Source organism: Salipaludibacillus aurantiacus, assembly GCF_900111295.1.
Lineage (GTDB): Bacteria > Bacillota > Bacilli > Bacillales > Salisediminibacteriaceae > Salipaludibacillus > Salipaludibacillus aurantiacus.
This window is the reverse complement of the sequence record NZ_FOGT01000004.1, coordinates 47,642-71,277: the sequence shown is the minus strand read 5'-3', so window position 1 is coordinate 71,277 and position 23,636 is coordinate 47,642. Positions and strand designations below refer to the sequence as shown.

The following is a 23,636-nucleotide window of genomic DNA, read 5'->3' as shown; positions in this document are numbered from 1 at the left end:
GTCAGCGGGCCTCCTTTCTTTGAAGGTACTCTTCAAGGCCTTTCTTCCGCAGCAGACAAGCAGGGCACTCTCCGCATCCGTCAGAAAGAATTCCGTTATAGCACGTTAACGTTTTATTTCTGACAAACTCAAATGCTCCGAGGTCATCAGCCAGTTTCCATGTGTCAGCTTTATCAAGCCACATGAGCGGCGTGTGAATCACAAATGAATGATCCATTGAGAGGTTCAGGGTCACATTCAGGGATTTAATAAACACATCCCGGCAGTCCGGATAACCACTGAAATCCGTTTCGCATACGCCGGTCACAATATGGTCGGCCCCTGATTGCTTTCCTGCGATCGCCGCGAATGTTAAAAACAATAAGTTCCGACCTTCCACAAACGTGGACGGGAGCTCGCCTTCCTTCTCTTCAATGGAAATATCGTCTCTAGTCAGTGCATTGGGAGCCAGCTGGTTAAGCAGCCCCATATCAAGAACCCTGTGTTTCACCCCGAGTTCCTTCGCGATCCCCTCAGCTACCTCTATTTCCGTACGGTGTCTCTGATTATAATTAAATGTTACGGTCTCTACTTCTTTAAAATTGTCGAGAGCCCAGAACAAACACGTCGTACTGTCCTGCCCTCCGCTGAATACAACAATTGCTTTTTCATTTTTCATCGTTCACGTCTCCTTAATCCTGAAATTAAGGTTTCTGCTCAAACATATAAAAGAAAAAGCCATACCCCTCCTAAGGATATGGCAAAAAAGTCAGTTCCTTAGTTTTTTATAGAGGGTTGAGCTAGAACCTCTTCCGGATGACATCCGGTATTCAATTGTACATTCTCACCATGTACCCGAGCATTATAACATATTTCTCTCAGCGCTCCTACCGCTTATATGTGATAAATTCACGTAGGGGTCAGACCCCTACGTGAAATTTCACATTTTCCCGGGAAATATTTTATTACGATACTCATGCAAACGTTACACTGCCTGCCATGTAAGTATTTAATATTGTGAACAAATCTGATTAATTAATGAATTCTGAAAATACCTGTTGTCTTTTACCCTTTAAATAGTTAAACTATTCCCTATCGTCCAATAATATAGCAATTTAGAGGTGAGTGTGAGTGATTACTTTTTTTATAGCAGTAGCATTGCTGATCGTCGGATATATCGTTTATTCGAAGGTAGTTGAACGGATTTTTAACATTGAAGATGATAAGCCGACGCCGGCTTATTCAAATTCAGACGGAATGGATTATGTTCCGATGAGCTGGTGGAAAGGCAGTTTAATCCAACTCTTAAATATAGCAGGGCTTGGTCCTATTTTTGGTGCCATTATGGGTGCTCTTTATGGACCTGTCGCTTTCATATGGATCGTCATCGGCTGTATTTTCGCCGGGGCGGTTCATGACTATTTTTCCGGCATGCTTTCCCTCAGGCATAACGGGGCCCAATACCCGTCACTCGTCGGCAAGTATTTAGGGAAAACGATGCAGACAGGGATCAATATCGTTTCAATTCTGCTTATGATTCTCGTCGCAGCAGCTTTCACAGCCGGGCCGGCCCAGCTGATTGCTGAAATTACCCCGATCGGGTTTCTAACAGCAGTTATTATTATTTTCGGGTATTTCCTGCTGGCTGCCCTTCTCCCTGTTAATAAAATTATCGGGAGAATTTATCCTGTTTTCGGTGCTATTCTTATATTTATGGCAGTATCTGTAGGTGTAGCTTTACTTGTAAGCAGTCATCAAGTACCAAATTTAACTTTTTCCAATCTGCACCCTGGGGAGCTGCCTGTCTGGCCGTTACTAATGGTTACCATTTCATGCGGCGCGATTTCCGGTTTCCATTCCACGCAAAGCCCGATTATTGCCAGAACTTTAAAGAAAGAGTCTGACGGAAGAAAAGTATTCTATGGTGCAATGGTCGCCGAAGGTATTATTACATTAATCTGGGCAGCTGCTGCTATGACATTTTTCGGCGGAACAGGCGCATTGGCTGAAGCCCAGGCGGCTGGCGGACCTGCGGGTGTCGTAAATGAAATTTCAACAAGCCTGCTTGGCACGTTAGGAGGCATCCTTGCCATCTTAGGGGTAATCATCCTGCCGATCACAACAGGAGATACGGCTCTCCGCTCATCGAGGATGATGGTAACCACCCTTCTGGAGAAAGGCTTTAAGCCAGCTAAAGGAAAAGCGATGATTCTTATTGGCACACTTGTTGTCACTGTGCCTGCTTTCTTGCTTTCCACTATTGATTACACCTTTTTATGGCGCTATGTTGGCTGGACTAATCAGCTTGTCGCCACTGTCATGCTTTGGACAGGCGCTGTCTATCTGTTAAAAAATAATAAATTTCACTGGATATGCAGTATACCTGCGATGTTTATGACAGCGGTCGTATGCACGTATATTTTCTATGCACCAGAGGGGCTAAATATGGATTACGGCATTTCCATGATCAGCGGATCTGCACTGACGCTTGTAATTATCGGATGGTTCATCAGAAAAATCTTTACCCACCGGAAGCAGGATAAGCGTTTTACGAAAGCAGCTTAAGCAAAACAGCTTTTATTTAAAAGATGGCAAAGCAAGCTTGGGAGCAATTCCCAAGCTTGTTTTCTTATAGTTATGCAGGGGTTAACACCTTTTTCTTCTTAAGGACTTCCTCATATCCCCCCATTAGACCTGAAAAAATATCATCCCAGGACTGAGTCAGTGCAAACTCCCGTGCTTTATATCCCATTTGTTTTCTATACTCTTCATTCCTTAATATTGTTTCCGTATGCTTAACAAATGACTGCGTATGTTTTGGAGGACATAAAAACCCTGTACTGCCATGGTCAATTAAATGGGGCACTGCCCCCTTATCAGCTCCTATCACCGGCAATCCCGACGATAAAGCTTCCAGAACCACGTTTCCGAATGTCTCCGTAGACGAAGGAAAGATAAAGACGTCGCTGGAAGCATATACCTCCGCCAGTCTTTCTCCTTTTAAGAATCCTGTAAAAGTTGTTTTTTCAGGCTCTGCAGCCTGCAGCTGGCTCAATAGCGGGCCGTCTCCCGCTACGATGAGATGGGTATCATCATACAAAGACGGAGGAAGTGATTTAAAAGTATTAAGGACCGTCTGCACATCCTTTTCAACCGATACTCTTCCAACATACAGTAAAATATACTTCTCCTTAATCCCATATCTCTTTTTCATTTCGGCTGACCGATTGGCCGGAGAGAAAAACTGGTGGTTAACCCCTCTTCCCCAAATGCCGATATTGGAGTGGATATTTTTCTTATACAGTTTATCTCTTGTACTGACAGAGGGGACATACACTTTTTCAAACGGACGGTGAAACCATTCCATATACCGCCAAAACCAGTGTTTTAACAAGGAAAGATGGTAGTAGTCGAGGTAATCATCAAAATGGGTGTGATAGGAAGCCACCATTGGAATCCGGTGCTTTTTTCCGAAGTAATGGCCATACAGACCAACATTAAAAGGAGTGGCGATATGAATAAGATCCGGGGAAAAATCATTAAGCGATTGATTCAATGATGAGAAATTCGGTAAAGCCATCCTGCACTCCGGGTATAGAAGAAACGGAAAGCTGGTTAACCGTTCAACCCCCGAATACTCAATTGTCTGCCCCCTGTTTTCAGGTACATAAATTTTGTGAGTAATCTGTTTCTCTTGTAAATAACCACTTAGCTTCTGCAGTGTTCTGGCTACTCCATTCACTTCAGGTGCATAGGTGTCGGAAAAAATAGCTATTTTCATGAAAATTACCTCCCCGCGTAGTTTCACCTCTATTTCTCCGTTTAATTTACCAGATGATTATGAAACGCATGTTGAGCCACTTTAAAGTTTTCATCTAAAAAATAAACATAAAACTAACATTCTATTTACATTCATCCGTTACAATTAAATCAGCCTTTTATTTACAGGAGGGATAAACATGGCGCATCGCTTGACAGAAAGGATCACTGAATACGATATAAACATCTTTCAGTATGTAAATGGACAGCTAAGGTGCAAGGTTCTCGATTTAACTCTTCCAAAGCTGACACATTTAGGCGGGGCATCTTTTACTTTATCTATTTTGGCCTTATTGCTTTTTATATCAAACTTTTCCAACAGCCACGCTGCTCTTACTGCTCTTGCTTCACTTACCGTAAGCCATGTGATCGCGCACTTTTTAAAGAAAAAATACTGCAGGGAAAGGCCGTATAATTCAGTTGCCGGCTGTAACCTGGTTTCTGCGCCATTAAAGGACTATTCATTTCCATCAGGGCACTCCACAGCGGCCTTTTCATTGGCAGTGACGTTTTCCTTACATGCTCCTATGCTCTCGCTTATTCTTCTTCCGCTGGCGGGCTGTATCGCCATGTCCAGAATGTATCTGGGCCTTCATTACCCGTCTGACTGTATTATTGGAGCTTTACTCGGTTCAATTTCTGCACTGCTTATGGTGACTCTGTTCAATCTAATGTAATCGCCTAATTTAAAAGAGCGTAAGTGAAAAATAATTCCAAGCGATATCTCCAGGCGATACGCTAATGTTTATAAAGGCAGCCTCTGATAATGAGGGAACAGCATAGCAATATGCTTTTCTTCTGTTATCGCCACATAAGCGATACACCCTGAAGCACGTTCAAAGCGATACGCTCATCCGATATTCAAGCAAAGTCTACGTGATATCGCCTGGCGATATATATCCTTCTTAAAGAATCTATTACTGCGACGAGACTATGTGGTTCCCCAATAGTATGCATATCGCTTAGCGAGATTTAGTGCGTATCGCCCAGCGATATGCTTTCCTTTTTTTCGCAGCTGCCTTGCCATACTTATAACTCACTGTATCGCGTATCGCTCAGTTTTATAAACAAACGATCAGCTTGCCCTTCTCTTTTCAATTTTTTAAAGGGAAATGTGAAAGGCAGCTCGTATTAGTAAATAACACTATTTACAGGAGGAGGCTCTCTCATGAATAAAAACGGCTCGACAATAATTTTTGCCCACCGCGGCTCTGCGGGCACGCATCCTGAAAATACGATGCCTGCTTTTGAAGCGGGACTGGAAGCCGGGGCTGAGGGATTGGAATGTGATATCCAGTTAACAAAAGACCTTGTGCCCGTGGTGATCCACGATGAAACCGTTAACCGGACAACGAACGGCCAAGCGTGGATTAAAGACCTTACATACGAAGAAATTAAACGGCTCGATGCCGGCTCCTGGTTTTCTCCTAAGTTTGGCGGTGTCTCTATTCCCACACTTGAGCAATTGTTTGAATGGGCAGCAGGAACTTCCTTAACTTTAAACGTGGAACTTAAAAACGGCATCGTCCGCTACCCAGGGATTGAAAAGATCGTATTAGACCTTGTTTACGCATATAGTTTAGAAAACAGAACAATTATTTCCTCTTTTAACCACTACAGTTTAGTTGAGGTCCGCAGGCAGGATCCTGATATTGAAACGGCTGTTTTATTTATGGAAGGCCTTTATGAACCGTGGAATTATGCGGGAAACATAAAGGCAGATGGACTTCACTGCTTTTTTCCTGTGGCAGTGCCTGAACTTCTTGTGGGCGCCCGCAAGGCAAACATGCCTGTGAGGCCTTTTACAGTAAACGAAGAGGAAACAATGCAGAACCTGATTAAAGGGGGCTGCGCGGGAATAATCACTGACTGGCCTGAAAAAGCAGTGCATGTACGTAACAGTAGCGGAAACTAAACTGAGCTCCACTGGGGGAGTGTAAATGAAGAAACAGAAGGACGTCTCTTACGTAAAAATAGCTGCGATCGGGAGCGGTTTCTTTGCTCTGATGCTCGTATGGACCTTTTATAACGCGTATATGCCTCTCATTTTGGGCGACTATATCGAAAGCAGGGCTGTCCGGGGAGCTATTATGGGGCTGGATAACCTCCTGGCTGTCATTCTGATCCCCGTTATAGGTACATGGTCTGACAGGATAGATACACGAATAGGAAACCGTCTTCCGTTCATAGTTGCCGGAATGCCGGTCGCAGCTATCTTTTTTATTCTGATTCCTTATGGGGCCGCAGTGACATTATGGGTGCTTCTCATAATAGATGTTATTTTTCTGCTGGCTATGACAGTTTACCGGGCCCCGGTAATTGCTCTTATGCCGGACCATACGCCTTCAGAAAAAAGATCAACAGCGAACGGAGTAATCAACCTGATGGGTGGGATCGGTGCACTGGCTGCTCTGTTCGGGCTGTCTGCCGTTTACGGAATTGACCGTGCCTACCCTTTTATTATCGCCGGTCTTCTTCTCCTGTTAGCTTTTCTGATTCTTTATTTTACTGTGGACAGAAACCCGCCGTATGCCGATACGTCTAACGAGGAATTTTCAGAAACTCAGCCGCCGTCGACTTTTTTTAAAGGTATAAAGTCGCTTAAAAAGCCGGAGTTTCGCGGGCAGCTGTTTATTCTGATTGCAATTTTCCTGTATTTTATTGGTTATTCAGGGATTGAAGCCCAATTTACGGTATATGGGGTGGAATATCTCAATATGGATGAAAGCAGTGCTGGTTTTACTCTTGGTTTTTTCAGCCTGGCATTTGTTATATTCGCCGTTCCAGCGGGATTGTTGGGAAGCAAACTAGGTAAAGCGCCTTTAATGCTGACTGGTCTGATTCTTTTACCGTTAATATTTACTGCTGTTCCTTCCCTTCCTGGACTTCAGACCTTCTTTCCGAACCTGAACGAGGTATACGTTCTTCAAGGAGTGCTGTTTACCGGCGGAATTGCCTGGGCGTTTGTCAACGTGCAGGCCTACCCTTTAGTAGCAGACCTCGGAGGAAAAAGGAAGATTGGTTTTTTCACAGGGTTATATTATTTATTTTCAATGGCTTCCTCCATTATTGCCCCGGGGCTTTTAGGTTTGTTAATGGACATTTTCTCTCCCCCCTTTTTGTTTTACGGGGCGGCGGTTACATTCCTTGTTGCGTTCTACTTTTTAAGAAAGGGAGCGCTGATTGTCAAAAATATAAGCACCTGATAAAAGTTTAAATTGGCTTATATATCGCAAAAACCTTCCATTTCAGCTTTGAAGCTGTGTCGGAAGGTTTTTTATATAAGGCTGAATATATGTTATGACTAGCTCGGTTGATTATCATTTGTATTATTTTTTTATAGAGCATAAGAACTTACTAAGTAGTGCTCTATAAAATCTGCAAGCCCTTCCTGTTCATGATGACTGGTGACGAGGTCTGCAGAGGCTTTAACTGCCGGGGCGGCATTTCCCATGGCTACACCTATTCCTGCATGACTCAGCATTTGGATATCATTTGGGCCATCACCAATCGTGACTGTTTCTTCAGGAGCTATTCCGTACTTCTCTAAAACGGACTGAATGGCTGACCACTTGGAAACTCCCCGTGCCACGATTTCAAAACCATCATCCCAATCAATCACATCTGCTTCGTCTTCAAAAAGCATTGAGACAGAAGATCCGGGCGCTCCCGTTCGAATACTGTATTTGAGGGCATCTTTATAACCTGCTTTACTTAAGTCACCGACATAACGCGGCGGTACACGGCCTTCTCTGGTCCATTCTTCAATCTCAGCATTGACCCTTTTACAATAAAGGCCATCCGGGGCATGGACAAGGACGTTACATGGGTCGTCTCCAGTTAAATGATGAAGGCGCTCCCTGTCAAGTTTAACTGGTTTGGTCTGCACCGCATACCCGGTTACTCCGTCATGAACAGAGGCGCCATTTAAGCAGACCATAGGTGTATTTAACCCCAGAATCCTATGATAAGGCTGGGTAATTTCAAATTGACGGCCAGTAGCAAGAAAAACGTTAATATTGCGTTCCATCAGAGCAGAAACCGCTTTGGCATTTCTTCTCGTTATCTTATTTGCCCCCGTTAACAGAGTGCCATCCATATCAATAAACATCGCTTTTATATTCATCGGTCTCTTGCCTCCCTTATTCTCTCTTTCACTTACTAATATTAGCAGCCGAATGTAAAGAGGCATTTAACTGTTTGTATGGATTACATGAAGAAATTAAAGTTTATATAAAATTGGAAACTCCTGGGGGGTCTGACCCCCAGCGCGCTGAAGTGTTACTACGGTACAGCTCACTCTTTTTATAGTTCTAATTTACTTATGTCACCAAAGGTATTTATACCTAAACATAAAGGAATATCCTAGGTCTTTCTATCTATTATTTTCTTTACATTTCCTTCACATTCAATTATTATAAAGTTTAGAAAACTTTTCCTACTAATCAATTCAGCCGGTTTTCCTACTACTATTTCAGGGGGATGAAATATGAATGCAATACAGGATTTAAAACTAAAGGATTTAAAAAAGAAAAATGTGTTAACATTGGTGGCCTTCTCTATTTCAATATTTCTGGCACTCCTTTTAAGCTTAGCTTTATCAAACCCTTTTCATGCCATTTTATATGGGACGCAGCTGATTGTTTTAATCGGTTTTTTCTTCACGTTAAAATTCTTGTTTAAAAATGAGTCGTTATTTCCTTATTTCCTGATTATTACCGCTTATTCATTCTGCTTAAGCTCCATCTACCTTTTTGGCGGAGGGATGGAAACGACTCTTATCTTCTTTTTCTTATTAATACTGTCAACTGTCCATATGTACCGGAATGTCTTCTGGATCGGCTTCGTTTCAGGGGGAGCAGGTATATATTTAAACACCTATTTTTCCACCGTGGACTCCGGGATATTGCAGGAAAATTTTCCTGCCACGGTTGTTCTTTATTTACTGACAGGGCTTCTTTCTAATGTACTTATCTATCTTAACACCCAGCAGACGAATCAAATCGAGCAGATGCTCCAGGAAAATGAAAAAGAGTCCGAACTGAAGGATAATCAGAGGCAGACGCTTCAAACGAACGTTACTGATATGAGTGCCCGGTTCACAGCAGTAAGCCAGCGCGTCCAGGAAAACATTTATTCCCAGCAGGAAATTTCTACGGCTATTTCTGAAGTCGCTACTGGAAGCACCGTGCAAAGTGAAAGAATTTCAGGGATTTCCGAGCGTTCCCACGACACTCTTAATCAGATGAAAGATATGCTGAACCACACACACACTTTAATAAAAGACTTTGAAAAAGCATCGGAAATCTCTCTGTCCGGCAACAATCTCTCTCAAAGCCTTTCAGAAACCATGAAAGAATTTAAGGAGCACGCCAATGATTTAAGCGAAACTTTCCTGGCTCTGACAGATAAAATTAACGAGACAAATACTTTCTCACAGGATATTATCAGTGTGAGTGAACAAACGAATTTGCTCGCTTTAAATGCCTCAATAGAAGCTGCCAGGGCAGGTGAGGCCGGGCGCGGGTTTGCGGTAGTAGCGGATGAAATTCGTAAATTAGCCGAGATGACCAATCAGACGGCAGAAAAAATTACTACCAACCTCCGTGAAGTAAACAATACAAATAAATCGGCTCTGGAAAAAATGAATGAAAACAGCAAACTGGCAGAAGAAAACTTAAACAGCACTGATCAGGTCAATGATTCTTTTTCCCAGCTGACCGGCTATATGAAAAATCTTCATGAAAGATTCAGCAGTTTTGAAAAACAGGCGGAAGCTGTTAAAGACCATACGACTGAAGTGGAAGCCTCCACAAGTGAATTAGCTGCAATTATCGAACAGGCATCAGCCAGCCTTGAAGAAGTCAGCGCCTCTGTTGAAAACCTGAATAAACAGAACCAGCAAATCGGTGATAACGTGAAAGAAACTGAGGCTCTGGCAAAAAATTTAATTTCCTAGCCGCCCCCCCCTCTTATTAAGTGATCTGCAAATAAGGGGGGGCTTTATGTTGCCAGGCACGCGGCCTGGCAGTCTTTTATTATAAAAAGCCCTCTTTTACTCCCATAAACTATTACAACAACCATGCTCTTCCTTAAATAACATTAAAGTTTATAAGAGACTTGTAAGGGTATCCATAATATAGATAAGTATGTCTTATTTTCCATTACATTATTTTAGAAAATTAATCCATTAAACTATTAATTTGCTAACCTTTCCACAAGTTGTTACTTTATTTGGCTTCATGTATCATTAATAGTGTTTAGATTATTCTGCAATTTTAATAGACTATACATAACTGGAGGGATCCCAAATTAGTACTTTTACATGTAAAGGAGAACTTAAAGAGCCCTTTGCTGAATGGATGTTCGAAGGCATCCGCAGAACATTTTCCGAACAAGGGTATGAGTATTACTCCGAGCCAAAAGACGATATAAAACTCGCATTCAACTTTCTAGACAAGGAATCCCCCCGCCCCTACCGGCGGAAAGCCCAAGGGACATTTGTTGTGTCGATCGTTGAGTCGCACGGCAGACCGGAAGAAGTCCGGCAAGAGGCTTACAGATATTTAATCAGAAGTCTGTCAAACCACTTGATTTATGTATGCCACGAAGAGGAAGACACCAAGCTGTATTTTTTAACCCCTGAACAAGGCAAGTACAGTATCACAGTGGATTCAAACAAAACAGATGAAAACGTGTTCAGGGAAATCTATGATCGCCTGGAGCCGCTCGCTTCTTCACAGCTCGTGATCGATAACGATTTTTCTGAAGATCTGCCTGAGTCTCTCTGGAACGGTGACGGTGTCACTAAATCGTTAAGCATTGCCGGAAAAAAGTTAGACGATATGGATTTGCTCCCTACCCCTTTTCCGTTAAAAGAGGTTCTGCCGGAACGGGACATCCGCCACATAAAAAAGCTATATGGAATCGGCGGACTGAGCTACGGAAACTTAAGCGCCCGTAAAGATGAAGGCAGCTTTTGGATGAGCGCCAGCGGTATTGACAAATCCAAGATGACCGAAGTCGGCAAAGACTTTCTTTATATTTACGGCTATGATACTGAGAAAAAAGCAATGAAAGTAAGCATTCCACCAGGTATAGAGCCTAAACGGGCATCGGTTGACGCAATTGAGCACTGGAAGATCTACCGGGCACATCCAACAGTCGGGGCAATCGTTCATATTCATGCGTGGATGGACGGCATTGAAGCGACTGAAGTCAATTATCCGTGCGGCACCGTTGAACTGGCCAAATCAGTTGCTGAATTAGTGAATCAGTCACCCGATCCTTCGAGGGCAGTCATTGGTTTGAAAAACCATGGCATGACGATCACTGGGCGAAGCCTTGAAGATATTTTTGAAAGAATTGAGGGAAAGATCATTCCGCAAGTTCCTATGAAATAAAAAAAGCTTTCATAGACATACTATTAAGAAAAACAGGTGGTTACACATGAAAGCAGTACAGTTTGAACTTAATCTTCCAAAGTACGCCTTTACTAAAGCAGCCGGTAAACTGAAACCATCCTTTTACACCCACAGGTCATTATCATGCCTTCAGATGAAAGACGTGGAAAAGCCCCGTCTCCCGGATGACGACTGGGTGGAAGTGAAAGTAACATATGGAGGAATATGCGGGAGTGACCTTAATCTAATTTCGCTAAAAGACAGCCCGGCCACTTCACCGTTTATTTCATTTCCGTTTACACTGGGCCATGAAATCACGGGCACTATTTCCAAAACCGGTGATAAAGCGACAGAACTGGCAGAAGGAGATCGGGTCGTCATTGACCCGATTTTAGCATGTGAGGTCAGAGGGATTTCCCCTAAATGTTCCGAGTGTGAAAAAGGGAATTACAACTTATGCGAACACATGAATAAAGGTTCAATTTCTCCGGGACTTTTAACTGGAACATGCAAGGATACCGGGGGAAGCTGGAGCCAGTATGTCGTGGCTCATAAAAGCCAGATTATCCCTATCCCCGACAATGTGAGCGATGAAAACGGGGTGCTCGTTGAACCGTTCAGCTGTGCCTTACATACGGTCATGCAGAACAGGCCGAAACCTTCGGATCATGTTTTTATTATAGGTGCAGGAGTAATTGGTATTTGCGCGGTGGCAGCGATCCGCGCTCTGGATATTCCGTGCAAAATTACGGTGCTCGCCAAATACCAGTTTCAGAAAGAGTTAGCGTCTTCTTTCGGAGCTGATGAAGTCGTTTTACATTCACGTAAAAAAGACTATGTGTCGGAGCTCGCCAAATCGTTTAACGCCCAAGTGCTTAATCCTGTATTCGGGCAGCCTATTGTAAATGGCGGAGCAGATATTGTGTTTGAGTGTGTCGGGAACAAGCACAGCCTGCATGATGCGATCCGATTTACTAAAAAAGGAGGCACACTCGCCTTGCTGGGACTGGCCAGTGTGGTAGAAAACCTCGATATGACAATGATCTGGCTGAATGAATTAAAGATCCATGGAAGTTTTTGCTACGGAACAGAAGAGTATGAGGGCAAGCCTAAAAGAACACTGCAAATCGCTGTGGAGCTTTTGGCTCAAAAAAAGGTGGACCTTACCCCATTAATTACCCACCGCTTCCCGCTCGATAACTACCAGGAAGCCTTGGACGTCTCATCTAACAAATCAAAAAATCACTCAATGAAAGTCTTATTGGAACCATAACCAATCAAAGGGGGCAGCCGTATAGGGGCTGCCCCCTTTCGCATTAACGCGTCACCCCGCTGGGGGTCTGTCCCCTCGCGCGTTGTCCCCTCGCGCGTTAAACCACTAAAGAATATTAATGCAGAAACAATATAAATGCTAAAGGAGCTGCCCTAAATCAAACTTAAGGAAGCTACTTTAACGTACATACGAGCGATAAGATAGCCCACTCATATCACGTCGGGCAGCAATGTGAAATAATCGCCTCACACACTTCCTTCGGGCGTTCTTCTGTCAGCAGGTGTCCTGTCTGGTTAAATGTGATCATCTCGGCATGTGGTAAATCTTCCGCTAATTTGTTGCCAATGTGTACTGGGACCACTTTGTCTTCTTTTCCCCAGAGCAGGAGCGCTTTCACTTTAATATCTTTCAGCTGGCTCGAAGTTAAATCCCCTTCACGGTACCTCAGCAGTCTGCATAATACTTTATAAAACTCCTTCTCTGCCAAAGGTCTTCCAAACTCTTCGACATGCTCGTCCGTGATAAGAGACGGGTCATGAAGCACATTTTTTAAACCGTTTATCACGCCCCTTCTATGAATATAAGCAGAAATTAACCTGTCAAAGAAAGGAAGATAAGAACTGTAAATCCAGACCCTCCTGGACTTTTGTAAATACCCTGAACTTCCGAGCAGGACCACTGCTTCTATGCGTTCAGGCATAACTCTCACAGCATTTAAAGCAATCTGTCCGCCCATAGAGTGCCCGGCGATCGAAAGCTTGTCCAATTCAAAATAATCAGCACAGGATTTTATGAAACGCCCGTAATTATAGTAGGAATAAATAAAAGACTGGCACTTCTCGCTTTTTCCAAAACCAGGCAGGTCTATTGCAAGCACCGAAAAGTTCCGTTGAAGAATAGGTATTACCCGTTTGAAAGTGTAAGTTGAGGATAAGAAACCGTGCAGCAGAAGAATAGGGGGCCGTCCGTTAAAATCATGTTCACAATAAATTTCCATCCCGTCAATCGTATGCATTTCTTTTTGTAGTTTTTGTTCTCCCATTGGAGTCACCGCCTGATTAAATTATGAAAATTAAGCTTTAAATCAATATTCCCCCTTACCAAAAAAACATTCCTAAATCTTGATATATTCCTTTGCACGTTAACGCGTCGCCCCGCTGGGGGTCTGTCCCCACAATTCTTGTCCCCACGATTGTGTACCCTCACTCGTTAACCTGTTAAACTCCAAGACCCTCACAGCCTTGCTGTCAGGGTCTTGGACTTACTTTTTATTTTTAAGTGTTTCCAATGGATAGAAGGTTCCGCGCCATGTGATCCCGCCTCTGACCGTGGTCAGGGTAACAGCCCTGATAATCGTATACATAAACAGGACAGTGGTCACCGGAAAAACAGCAAAATGTTTTACTGATTCCCGTACCCGCCTGAAGGACGTCTGCAAATAAACGAGAAACATAAGTATGACAGCGCCCGAATAAAGCCACAGCGTCATGCCTTCAGTCACAAACAGGGCAATAAACGGAAAGAGCTGTGAAATAAAGATGCCTGACAACGATACGAGTACCATCAGATAGCTGTAATATAAACCTGCAAACGTATTTTTCTCCAGACCGCTGATCGCTGCCCGAAGAGATGAGTACCATTCCACTTCCAGGTGGGACAAGGCAAAGCCCACACGCTGTTTCTTCCCGCTCTGTTTTATGTGGACGCCGAGCATTAAATCATCATCCGGCCGCATCCGTATCTTCTGGTGAGTGCCAATATCCTCATACGCCTCCCGTTTCAATAAGTTAAAGGCTCCAATTCCCAGAGCATGCTTGCTTTTATCATCATTTGTTTTCCAAGGCCGTTTAAAATACGAAAAGCCAAACATAAAAAAGGAAACAAAAGCGCTCGCCCAATACTTTTTCACGTTCATATCCGGCGCTAAAGTTAAATGATCGACCTCATGTTCCACCGCATAAGAGACTGCTTTCGCAAGAGCCTCCGGTTTGTAAATGACATCTGCATCAGTAAATAGAAGATACTCCCCTTTTGCTTCGAGGTATCCTTTATAAAGGGCGTGGTTTTTACCGAGCCAGCCTTCTTCCAGCTTCTCTATGTGAATAGGAGTCATCCTCGCCTCTTCTTTTCCCAGTTCCTCAATAATCTCTCCCGTTCTGTCTTCAGACCGGTCATTGACGACAAGCCATTCAATGTGCGGGTATGTCTGTTTAAACTGGGACTGTAAGCTTTCTCCTATATGGGTTTCTTCATCTTTAGCGGCGACAATGACAGATACTAAAGGTCCTTCCCTGAGTAAATGATCATTTTCCTGAATGTTTTCCAGTTTCGGCATCTTCCTCATTCCGGTGAAGGCATCAATAAGAACGAAAAGCCAAAACAGACATGTAACAGCTGCCAAATAAACCATCTTCCCCACTCTCCAGTTTCCGTGACGTGTGACTACATTTTATCACTGCCTGACGCTCAACTGCCAGAACCTCGCCCTGGCGCCTGTCTCAATTAAAAAAGTCTTTTTTTGCCGCTCTTCTGCGCTTCTTCCCTTCTGCCCTTCGCCCCCGAATACTGTACTCTTCCCAAAGCAGAGCTTTCACCCCCGCCTTTTTAAAAAAATAAACCATAAAAATTATCTGCTTTCCCCTTAGTCCTAAACGCCGACTGGAAAATAAATGAATATTATCCAATGAACTAAGCAATCTAACATAAGAGACTGACTGGGAACGGAGAGGTGTGTATGGATTCAGTATTGCTATCACGAATGTTATTCGGAACTTCAATGGCTTTTCATATTATTTTCGCAACCTTGGGGGTAGGAGTGACGCTGATGATCTTTTTCGCAGAGCTCATGCACTGGATAAGAAAAGACAGGGATTACGGGGTTATGGCAAAACGCTGGACGAAAGGGTTTGCCATTTTATTAGGAGTGGCGATTCCGTCAGGCACAATAGTCGGGGTTATGCTGTCTTTGTTATGGCCGGGATTTATGGAAATCGTAGGAAAAGTAATTGCCGTGCCCTTTCAGATTGAAATCTTCGCCTTCTTCCTCGAAGCTGTGTTTATGTCTATTTATGTGTACGCAGCCGACCGGTTATCAAGCTTAATGAGGATTATCAGTGTAGCGATCGTCGCATTCGGAGCGTCTTCCTCTGCCGTTTTAATTAACATCGCCCACTCCTGGATGAACACACCGGCCGGCTTCCAGCTGACTGAGGGAAGAGTGACTGATGTCGACCCGTGGGCCGCTGTTCTGAACGCCAGTATGCCCGTGACTTCAAAACATGTGCTCGCAACAGCTTACATGACAGGCGCATTCGTCCTCGTCTCAATTGCGGCATACAGGCTGCTTAGAAAAGCAAGCTCAGCTGCCGAACGGACTTACCATAAAAAAGGCTTAATGCTGGCCCTCGCAGTCGCTCTCTTAGCCAGTATTTACACCGCTGCAAACGGTCACGACACCGCAAAAATGCTCCATAACGAAATGCCCTTAAAACTGGCAGCCGCCGAAGGTCTGTTTGAAACGCAAGCAAGCGCGCCGCTCGCCATTATGGGCATACCCGATCCCGAACAAGAAGCCGTCGTCGGAGGAATTGAAATTCCAGGAATGCTCAGCTGGCTCGCAACCGGGTCCACTGACGGTGTGGTCCAAGGCTTAAATGACTTCCCGCAGGAAGAATGGCCCCCTCTGTTCGTCCATACGCTCTTTAATCTCATGGTAGGCATCGGATTCTCGCTGATTGGCATAGCAGGCTTTGCCCTTCTATGGTCCATCTTTTTCAGAAAGCGCGGTTTCCCGGCATGGCTGCTTATCCTTTTAATAGCAACCGGTCCTCTGTCGATGCTTGGAATCGAATTTGGGTGGATTTTCAGTTGTGTAGCCAGACAGCCATGGACCATATACGGCATTCAGTTAACAAGCAATGCCGCCACCCAATCAGGGAATATAGGGATTCTTTTCTTCCTCTTTATCACCTTATATATTGTCCTGCTCGTTTTAACAATCTTAGTTTTAAAATACTTTTTCTCAAGAAATCCTTTGCAGCGCGAGCTGACAGTATCTAACGGGGAGGCATTCTGACGATTATGACTGAACCTTATATTGCCATATTGATTATATGGGTGTTCTTATTTGTCTACGCCATCGCCGGCTCGATTGACTTCGGGGCCGGGTTTTGGGCAATGTACTACTCTGACAGGGAAACGAGCGCGACAGTCCTTGCCAACCGCTATTTATCGCCGTCATGGGAAGTAACTAATGTGTTTCTTGTCCTTCTCGTTATCGCACTCGTCGGCTTCTTCCCAGGCGCAGCGTTTTACATGGGCACATTAATGATTTTGCCTTTCAGCCTGGTGCTCATCCTGCTCACAATCCGGAGCGCCTTTATGGTTTTTTCATTCACTGTGAAAAAATATACGAAAGCTCTTGTCTACATTTCAGGTATCACAGGCCTGTTAATTCCTGCTTTAATGATTGCCGTTCTCCCTGTTTCTATCGGGGGGTTCATAGGCGGGGGGGAGCGGCAGTACATCTTATTTAACGAAACCCTTGCCAGCCCGGCTGTTTACACCCACGTCGGCTTCGGACTTGCAACAGAGCTGTTTTTATCCGCGCTGCTTTTAAGTGACTATGCCCGTGAATCCGGCTCAGAAAAGGCTTATGCCATATACAGGAAAAATGCTGTGATCCTCGGGCCAGTCACATTATTTTTTGCCGTCACTGCGCTGCTGACACTGATCCCGGAGGCTCCCTGGATGGTTGAAGCGATGGTCGATGTCTGGTATTTATTTGCTTTATCGCTGATCGCTGCAGTGATTGGCTACAGCTCGTTATGGTGGCCCTCTCAAAGCGCAGCGCCCGGCCGCCCGAGGGCAGGCGTCCTCCTGATCGTCTTACAGTTCGGGCTGGCCAGCTTCGCTTACGGCTATTCCCATATGCCGTATATCCTTTATCCGGATTTAACCATTCAGGATGCTTTTACAGATCCTGTGATGTTCAGGTGGCTCCTATACGGATATGGAGGAGGCCTCGCGATCCTTATTCCTGCTTTTTATATTTTCTGGCGTCTGTTTATGAAAGATAAACGCTATCTGCAGGCGAAACCAGAAGAAGAGAACCAGTATTAAATGTCATTCTTTCTGATGGTGCTCCCCTGCTTCTTCCATAATAAAAAAACCGTTCCTGACTCCATCAGAGTCAGGGACGGTTACATCCACGCCGTTTACAGACGTTCCAAGTGCTCGAGGCACTCCGTATAATGTTCATCTTCATCAGCCTTAAACTGCGTATTCATAAAAGTAATCTTGCCTTCTTTATTAACTACGAATACTGACCTCTTTGCCGTCTCATCTTCAGGGTTGAAAACACCATACTCCTTCGCGGTTTTTTTAAACCAATCGGATAACAGCGGGAACGGCAGCGTACCAAGGCTTGCCTCAAACACGTTATGCGAGTATATATGATCCACACTGATCGACAGCACTTCTGTATCGAGCTTCTGCAAAGCTTTGTAGTCCTCTTTCCAAGAGGTTAATTCCTTAATTCAGCCAGGAGTAAAATCCAGCGGATGAAAAGCTACAAGCACATTTTTCTCTCCCCTGAAATCACTTAATGAAATTCTTTCTTTTCTCGTGGAGGACAAGTTAAAATCCGGCGCTTCCATTCCGATTTCCAGTTCAGCCATATACTACACCTCATTTCATTTATTTTGACAGGTTATATCGCTTTTTAAAAAATTCCAGCCTTCTTAATTTAAGCTGTTCTTTACTGCGAATATGATTTCTTTCCCTTATCATTACCTGTAGTTATCCATTCCACTCCTCTGTCTTATATAAAACACTTTTCCACGCCCATCCCAATATCCAGAAAGCAGACAGCCGTTAAGCTGTCTGCCCGGAAGAATTAAACACATCATGTAAACGTCCGTTTTACTGCTTGCGTTTAATATCTCTCATAATTATTCTGCTTTCCGGAATTGTAGGAATTTCAGTCATGCTGAAAGATAAATCCTGCTCCGGCATAGAGTACGTGAGGTGATTGACAAGGTAGTCAAGACTTTCTTTCATAATATCAATAGTGATCCATTCTCCAGCGCACCTATGGCCAATGTCAAACTCCCCTCCACCTTGCGGAATGAAGTCAAATGGACTTCCATCCCACTCTTTAAACCGTTCCGGTTCAAACCGGTTAGGGTTTTCCCAGTCATCCGGGTGGTGGTTTGTACCATACAGATCCAGCAGAGTCATTGTTCCCTCTTCAAATTTGTAGCCGTCCCAAGTAAAGTTTTCTTTAACTATAGCTACTGTAAAAGGGAAGAACGGATAATAACGGCGGACTTCCTGAATGAAATATTGGAGCTGGTCTTCGTCCCCGCTCTCAAGAGCTTTCACTTTCTCAGGGTATTGATGAACCGCTAAAGCTGTGAACGCGATATAAATGGAAATGGCCACCATCGGACGCAGCAGATTTAATATCTCTACAGCCACAACACTTTCGTCCAGCAATTGATCTTCATGGTCTTTATGCCATGAAAACGCATATAAAGCCCGGTATCTGTCCACTTCCCGATCATGATTACGTACTTCTTTAACGAGCTCTTCAATCCAGTCTTCAGCTTTTGAACGGGCTCTCCAGCCTTTGAAGTGACTTAAACCGACCTCCGCAGGCTTCTCAAACATTTCACTCAGCTGGTCTGCCCGGTGGTCCACCTCATCTTCTTCAAGCGGTACGCCAGTCCATTCACAGGCAACCCGGGTTATGATTTTCTTAACTTCTTGATAAAGCACGATCTCTTCACGGGATTCCCAGTCTTGAGCTGCCTGTTCCCAGTATTTTTTTGTTAAACGACGGATTTCTGCTAAATCATCTTTTGACATTAATGACATAAACATCGCTTTCCGGTGTTTATGGGCCAATCCATCTAACCCTTGGACTCCTCCCTCGCCAAATAGCGTCTTTTCCACCGGTTTAGGCGCCGCTCCTTCCCGTTTAAACTTATCATTATCGTAAAAAATTTTAGCGGCTTCGCTTCCTGAAAGGCAAATCGCTTTATCACCGAGAAGCTTTGTCTCAAACACATTCGACTGCATCGTGTGGCGCCGGTTAATAATAAACTGGTAGCCTTCTTTCAGCAGCTTTAAACTGTGGTCAAGACCTTCCTCTTTTGGCATATTGTTTTCACTGCTCATATTATCCCTCCATATGACACCTGAATTTCCATTCACTATTAACCATTCCTTGGAAAACCCTTCATTCAAACCCCTTATTAGAAAATAAAAGGGCTGTTTTAATTTAGGACTTATCAGCATAGAAGCATTCCAGGAGAAACAGGCAGCGTTTAAGCAGCTTCATAACCTTCAAAAAACAGCTGAAAAACCCCTATTTAAAAACAATGAAAACGTTCACAAAAACGACACACTATTTCAGCTGAAAATAGGTTATTATATAAGTAAGAAATAAATAAACAAAAGTTGTTAACACCGTAGGAGACTCAACCATGCGGTTGGTTCCAATTAAAAAAACCAACAAATTTTCAAAAACATCTTAAGTAAAACCGGACAGTAAGTAAGGCTTAAAAAACCTGTCTGCCGGAAATGGATGGATGAAATTGATTCATGAAAGTGGAAAGATGATATCCATTTCAAAAAGATTGTTTTTGAAAGCGTCTGCAGAAAATGCTAATCATTCAGAGCCAGTAAGTGAAGTAATCAGTTAACAAAGTTTTATGAATGGCAGTTGATCCGCTCCCCGATAGTAGTAGCTGGTTTATTATAATCGGAAAGATCGAAGCCATTTAAAGAAACTGCGTTAATAGTATTTCTAAACTCTGACTGGATAGGCAGCATAGCATGCAGAATGGTGTTCAACGGAAGCAACTCACTTTTCATCTGTAGCATTTGAAAAGTAAGAAAGCCGGCTTTTGAAAAAAAGCTAAAGTTGAAATCACACAGAGTCGAAAAGTGAAATGGTTGGGTCCCCTAAGGTGTTAACCTGAAAAACGATCTTCAGCAAAACTGGAGGTCGTTTTTTTATTTGCCTGTAATCCGCCACTCATCATATTGCCTGTTTGTCCGGGACACACTAAAAAATAAAAACACCCAGGAGGCTTTTCCCAATGGACAAAAAGAACAGAACCGTGGCAGGAACAGACATTGACGAAGTGAAACGTTTAAACAGGAATTCAGGACTCACTTACAACCAGGTAAAAAACGTCCTGGCTAAAATGAAAAACTCTAAGCCTTCCCCTCCTGAAAACTAAAAAAGCTTTAACATGCCGGTTTCCTGCTCCAGACACAAAAAAAAAGCTTGAGGCCACTGCTTTATGCAGTGCCTCAAGCTTTACTCTCACTAGCTTAAATATTACTGATTACTATTGTCGTTATCCTCAAAATTTAAGCCGTCATCATTACTTCCGGCATCTTCTTCTCCGCCTTCAGTATCTTCTTCTCCACCTTCATTTTCTCCATCTTGATCCTGGCTCCAAGTCCACTCTGTTTCATTTTCCTGTTCAGCGAAATCGATTGTAAGAGTGTACTCCTGGAAATCATCTTCGTTAAAATCGAACGTATCAGCGATTTCAGAAGTGATTTCTTCCTGCTCACTTGCTGCATTTACATGGAATTCAGATAAATAAGATTCCATTTCTTCTACTGCTTCTTCACCTTCAAGGTTAATATCGTCGCCGCTTATTGTAGCTTCAGGCTCTTCTCCATCTTCCTGAGCAGGATTATAATTAAACTCCCATTCAGTGTCATCAACTAACGTCACGTTAAGATCAAAGTTTTGGAAGTCTTGATCCATGACTGCTTCAGCTTCCTCGCCGTCCTCTTCCATATTGTTTGCGGCATTATTATCATCGTTTAAGCCTGCATCATTGTCTGTGTCAAGCTCATCATTATTTTCGTTGTTGTCAGCCATGTTTACATCCGGCTCTTCGTTTACTTCTTCTGTCTGTCCATTGTTCTGGTTAGTTTCGTTTCCACCACCATTATTTCCTTCTTCAGTATCTCCGCAGCCTGCAATTGCCAAAACAGTTGCTGTTGCTGCTAAGCTCATTTTAAATTTCTTCATAATCTAACCCTTCCTTTCAGCAAAATAATAATTAATAGTAATTTTGAGGACTACTGGGGGTGTTTCCTATTTATTCATTTATTAAACAGAAACAGGTACGATTAATACTTTAGGGCTAAAAATTCAATTTTTTTAAAAAAATAATAACTCTTTCCATTAAACATTTACTGTTAACGCTAAAAGAGCTTGAGTAAGGCTTTTATCCGGCCTGCTTCCCGAATCGCATACTCCTTGTGAGAGCATAAACACTCCGCTGCCTGCAAATAATAAGGAAGGCTATAATTAAGCCCTTTGAAGGAGGATATTTCATGACAATAAAAGAGCAAAACGAAAAAAGTGACTATTCAACAGCGGCACTCAGTCCCGATCATCTTGACCGCCTGATTACGCTGGAAAAGGACTTTGCTGATTTTACCCATAAAGAGATTGTTTTGATCGCATATGAAAAAGAAGAGTTAAAATAATAAGGAGGCATAAGCCCTGTGACTGAGAAAAAGCGCCACATCGAAAAAAACCTCAATGCTGAATTAGGCGGGATGCGCCTGTATGGGACAACAAGCAACGTGGAAGTTGAAGGATATGAAATGTCCGGTGACATTGAAAACGCCGGGCAACTTGATAAAGGCTTTAAACGAAATAAAGAGCGCGATGGCGAGACAGCTTACTTTATTACAGATGAACTGCCAGATCAAAAGAATGACCGCGGCGGTTATGTTCTTGATCATCCAGATGATCAAGACACGGAATCACAAAGACCACGGCACACAGGCAAATAAACGCAAAAAGAGGGCGTTTCCTTTCGGAAAAGCCCTCTTTTAGTAAACCATTTACTAATTTCGTTCCGTTTACACCCCCGGTTCTTTAAGTTCACCAATCACTGTAACAGGCGAATGCACCAGCTTATTAATTATATGTAAGTCGTTTTCACCACAGGTGAGCAAAACACATGTTGCGGGACCTGCGGATTGCTTAAGATCAAGTGACACATCCGGCCGACCCACAAACACCTTGCCTACGCTCCGGGCCAGTTCCTCTGCCTCATACTGTACCCCTTTTGAACCTGCAGGCAATAGATCGTGGACGACCGCACTTTTCCTTAACTCTATCAGTTCCCTTAAGGTCACGATGTCGGGATCATCCGGATGTATGTCGTAGTCAGGCCCGCTCTTAGGGATGCCTACACATACGACCTGGTCTTCTCCTCTGGAAGCTCCAACAGGGAAACCTTTCCGGTCAGCAAGCCCCAGAATGGTCACGCCGATTCCTGATTGAACTGTCGGCACATTCTCTTCAGAACTTCCTGTAAATTGAATATCGTCCGTGATCCCAGCTTCCCGTACATATTGTTTAATTTCCGCCAGGATTTTTTCACCGGAAGGATCCATTTCAACTGCCAGGCAGTCGATGACCATAAACGGTTTCGCTCCGCATGACACGAGTTCAAACAAGGGGACACGAACAGCGAACTGGGCAAGAATCTCTTCCGGCACTTTTACAGTATCATACGGTTTGCTGCCTATTCCGCCATCTGAATCACATGCAATTACCATATACTGCTCATCGTTTACAGCCATGAGTGTCAGATCTCTTACTTTTTTCAATAATTTTACCGGGTCGTCAATATACATTGCGTTTAACTCCTCTTCCTTCCACAGGTGTCCTGAACTAGGGCACATTATAAATAACCTTCTTTTATTTCAAAAAACTCTCCGAGGATGTCCGCCAAAAAATTTAAAGGTGTTGTTTCCACCTGGCGATAGCCTTTCTCTGTATAAAGGTGTGTTGCATTTGGCAATTCCCTTTTCAGCTGCCGCCTCAATTTTTTCCCCGGATCGTCTGCATCTACCAGAATATAGACATCGAGATCTTCGATTGGATAAATCAATGTTTCCAGTTTCTCCTCGCTGAGCGTGCCGTAAGTGCAAATAATTTCAACGGATTCATCAAGCACCTGTTCAACACGCTTGCGGTCATTCTTACCTTCCACGATCAACACTTTATCTAACATTTCAAACATGAAAGCTCGGCCTCCTCAGTTCTCGCTCACTAAGTTAAAGCTCGTCTCTATTTTACTCAAAAAACGGGTTAACAACAAAAC

General features: G+C 43.5%; 23 protein-coding genes and 1 riboswitch. Of the genes, 12 read left to right on the top strand and 11 right to left on the bottom strand.

Annotated elements, in window-relative coordinates; all coding sequences use genetic code 11:
* Nucleotide 1: 1 nt before the first annotated feature.
* Entirely contained in the window at nt 2–658 is a 657-nt protein-coding gene (gene queC / locus BMW59_RS05905; RefSeq protein WP_093048729.1) for a 7-cyano-7-deazaguanine synthase QueC, read from the bottom strand.
* Between the two features lie 92 nt (nt 659–750).
* Nucleotides 751–795: riboswitch (PreQ1 riboswitch) on the bottom strand.
* Nucleotides 796–1,110: 315 nt separating this feature from the next.
* Between queC and BMW59_RS05900 the strand changes: the two genes are divergently transcribed.
* A complete protein-coding gene (locus BMW59_RS05900) occupies nt 1,111–2,544 on the top strand; it encodes a carbon starvation CstA family protein (RefSeq protein WP_093048726.1) in 1,434 nt (477 codons plus the stop codon).
* A gap of 70 nt (nt 2,545–2,614) precedes the next feature.
* Here the strand turns inward: BMW59_RS05900 and BMW59_RS05895 are convergent, their stop codons facing one another.
* Entirely contained in the window at nt 2,615–3,760 is a 1,146-nt protein-coding gene (locus BMW59_RS05895; protein ID WP_093048723.1) for a glycosyltransferase family 4 protein, read from the bottom strand.
* A gap of 178 nt (nt 3,761–3,938) precedes the next feature.
* Here BMW59_RS05895 and BMW59_RS05890 point away from each other — a divergent pair, with 178 nt between their 5' ends.
* From BMW59_RS05890 to BMW59_RS05880, 3 genes are all read left to right on the top strand, one after another.
* Nucleotides 3,939–4,475: a phosphatase PAP2 family protein gene (locus BMW59_RS05890; protein ID WP_093048720.1), complete on the top strand. Its 537-nt coding sequence runs from the start codon at nt 3,939–3,941 to the stop codon at nt 4,473–4,475.
* 491 nt (nt 4,476–4,966) lie between these two features.
* Nucleotides 4,967–5,713: a glycerophosphodiester phosphodiesterase gene (locus BMW59_RS05885; protein WP_093048717.1), complete on the top strand. Its 747-nt coding sequence runs from the start codon at nt 4,967–4,969 to the stop codon at nt 5,711–5,713.
* Between the two features lie 25 nt (nt 5,714–5,738).
* Nucleotides 5,739–7,004: an MFS transporter gene (locus tag BMW59_RS05880; protein WP_093048714.1), complete on the top strand. Its 1,266-nt coding sequence runs from the start codon at nt 5,739–5,741 to the stop codon at nt 7,002–7,004.
* 131 nt (nt 7,005–7,135) lie between these two features.
* Here BMW59_RS05880 and BMW59_RS05875 read toward each other — a convergent pair whose 3' ends face one another.
* Nucleotides 7,136–7,924 (bottom strand): HAD family hydrolase, encoded by a 789-nt coding sequence (locus BMW59_RS05875; protein WP_093048711.1) that lies wholly within the window; start codon nt 7,922–7,924, stop codon nt 7,136–7,138.
* A 363-nt stretch (nt 7,925–8,287) separates the two neighbouring features.
* On the opposite strand from BMW59_RS05875, the gene BMW59_RS05870 reads away from it, so the two are divergent.
* From BMW59_RS05870 to BMW59_RS05860, 3 genes are all read left to right on the top strand, one after another.
* Entirely contained in the window at nt 8,288–9,757 is a 1,470-nt protein-coding gene (locus BMW59_RS05870; protein ID WP_093048708.1) for a methyl-accepting chemotaxis protein, read from the top strand.
* A gap of 352 nt (nt 9,758–10,109) precedes the next feature.
* Nucleotides 10,110–11,201 carry a class II aldolase/adducin family protein gene (locus BMW59_RS05865; protein WP_425441258.1) on the top strand — a complete coding sequence of 364 codons (1,092 nt, stop codon included), beginning with the start codon at nt 10,110–10,112 and terminating at the stop codon, nt 11,199–11,201.
* Nucleotides 11,202–11,247: 46 nt separating this feature from the next.
* A complete protein-coding gene (locus tag BMW59_RS05860) occupies nt 11,248–12,474 on the top strand; it encodes a zinc-dependent alcohol dehydrogenase (RefSeq protein WP_093048702.1) in 1,227 nt (408 codons plus the stop codon).
* Nucleotides 12,475–12,688: 214 nt separating this feature from the next.
* On the opposite strand, the gene BMW59_RS05855 is transcribed toward BMW59_RS05860, so the two are convergent.
* Both BMW59_RS05855 and BMW59_RS05850 read right to left on the bottom strand, forming a co-directional pair.
* Nucleotides 12,689–13,516 (bottom strand): alpha/beta fold hydrolase, encoded by an 828-nt coding sequence (locus BMW59_RS05855; RefSeq protein ID WP_093048699.1) that lies wholly within the window; start codon nt 13,514–13,516, stop codon nt 12,689–12,691.
* Between the two features lie 219 nt (nt 13,517–13,735).
* Nucleotides 13,736–14,884, bottom strand: a complete 1,149-nt coding sequence (locus BMW59_RS05850) for a glycosyltransferase family 2 protein (RefSeq protein ID WP_093048696.1) — start codon at nt 14,882–14,884, stop codon at nt 13,736–13,738.
* Nucleotides 14,885–15,208: 324 nt separating this feature from the next.
* Here BMW59_RS05850 and BMW59_RS05845 point away from each other — a divergent pair, with 324 nt between their 5' ends.
* Together BMW59_RS05845 and BMW59_RS05840 are read left to right on the top strand one after the other, a co-directional pair.
* A complete protein-coding gene (locus BMW59_RS05845; protein WP_093048693.1) occupies nt 15,209–16,549 on the top strand; it encodes a cytochrome ubiquinol oxidase subunit I in 1,341 nt (446 codons plus the stop codon).
* Between the two features lie 5 nt (nt 16,550–16,554).
* Nucleotides 16,555–17,595 (top strand): cytochrome d ubiquinol oxidase subunit II, encoded by a 1,041-nt coding sequence (locus BMW59_RS05840; protein WP_093048690.1) that lies wholly within the window; start codon nt 16,555–16,557, stop codon nt 17,593–17,595.
* A 95-nt stretch (nt 17,596–17,690) separates the two neighbouring features.
* Here the strand turns inward: BMW59_RS05840 and BMW59_RS22020 are convergent, their stop codons facing one another.
* The 3 genes from BMW59_RS22020 to BMW59_RS21565 all read right to left on the bottom strand — a co-directional run bounded on the left by BMW59_RS22020 (nt 17,691) and on the right by BMW59_RS21565 (nt 20,355).
* On the bottom strand, nt 17,691–18,131 hold the full coding sequence (locus BMW59_RS22020) for a redoxin domain-containing protein (protein ID WP_245732980.1): 441 nt from the start codon (nt 18,129–18,131) through the stop codon (nt 17,691–17,693).
* Nucleotides 18,132–18,396: 265 nt separating this feature from the next.
* Entirely contained in the window at nt 18,397–19,656 is a 1,260-nt protein-coding gene (cypC, locus tag BMW59_RS05825; RefSeq protein WP_093048681.1) for a CYP152 family fatty-acid peroxygenase CypC, read from the bottom strand.
* Nucleotides 19,657–20,190: 534 nt separating this feature from the next.
* Nucleotides 20,191–20,355, bottom strand: a complete 165-nt coding sequence (locus tag BMW59_RS21565) for a hypothetical protein (RefSeq protein WP_177174207.1) — start codon at nt 20,353–20,355, stop codon at nt 20,191–20,193.
* Between the two features lie 227 nt (nt 20,356–20,582).
* Here BMW59_RS21565 and BMW59_RS21560 point away from each other — a divergent pair, with 227 nt between their 5' ends.
* Nucleotides 20,583–20,726 carry a hypothetical protein gene (locus tag BMW59_RS21560; RefSeq protein ID WP_093048678.1) on the top strand — a complete coding sequence of 48 codons (144 nt, stop codon included), beginning with the start codon at nt 20,583–20,585 and terminating at the stop codon, nt 20,724–20,726.
* A 101-nt stretch (nt 20,727–20,827) separates the two neighbouring features.
* Here the strand turns inward: BMW59_RS21560 and BMW59_RS05815 are convergent, their stop codons facing one another.
* Nucleotides 20,828–21,538, bottom strand: a complete 711-nt coding sequence (locus tag BMW59_RS05815; RefSeq protein ID WP_093048675.1) for a YusW family protein — start codon at nt 21,536–21,538, stop codon at nt 20,828–20,830.
* Nucleotides 21,539–21,846: 308 nt separating this feature from the next.
* Between BMW59_RS05815 and BMW59_RS21555 the strand changes: the two genes are divergently transcribed.
* On the top strand, nt 21,847–22,002 hold the full coding sequence (locus BMW59_RS21555) for a hypothetical protein (protein ID WP_177174206.1): 156 nt from the start codon (nt 21,847–21,849) through the stop codon (nt 22,000–22,002).
* Between the two features lie 18 nt (nt 22,003–22,020).
* A complete protein-coding gene (locus BMW59_RS05810; protein WP_093048672.1) occupies nt 22,021–22,314 on the top strand; it encodes a hypothetical protein in 294 nt (97 codons plus the stop codon).
* 69 nt (nt 22,315–22,383) lie between these two features.
* Here the strand turns inward: BMW59_RS05810 and BMW59_RS05805 are convergent, their stop codons facing one another.
* Together BMW59_RS05805 and BMW59_RS05800 are read right to left on the bottom strand one after the other, a co-directional pair.
* The gene (locus BMW59_RS05805) at nt 22,384–23,166 is read right to left on the bottom strand and encodes an AIR synthase related protein (protein ID WP_093048669.1); all 783 of its coding nucleotides are present in this window, start codon (nt 23,164–23,166) and stop codon (nt 22,384–22,386) included.
* 47 nt (nt 23,167–23,213) lie between these two features.
* A complete protein-coding gene (locus BMW59_RS05800; protein WP_342739697.1) occupies nt 23,214–23,555 on the bottom strand; it encodes a toprim domain-containing protein in 342 nt (113 codons plus the stop codon).
* Nucleotides 23,556–23,636: the final 81 nt, after the last annotated feature.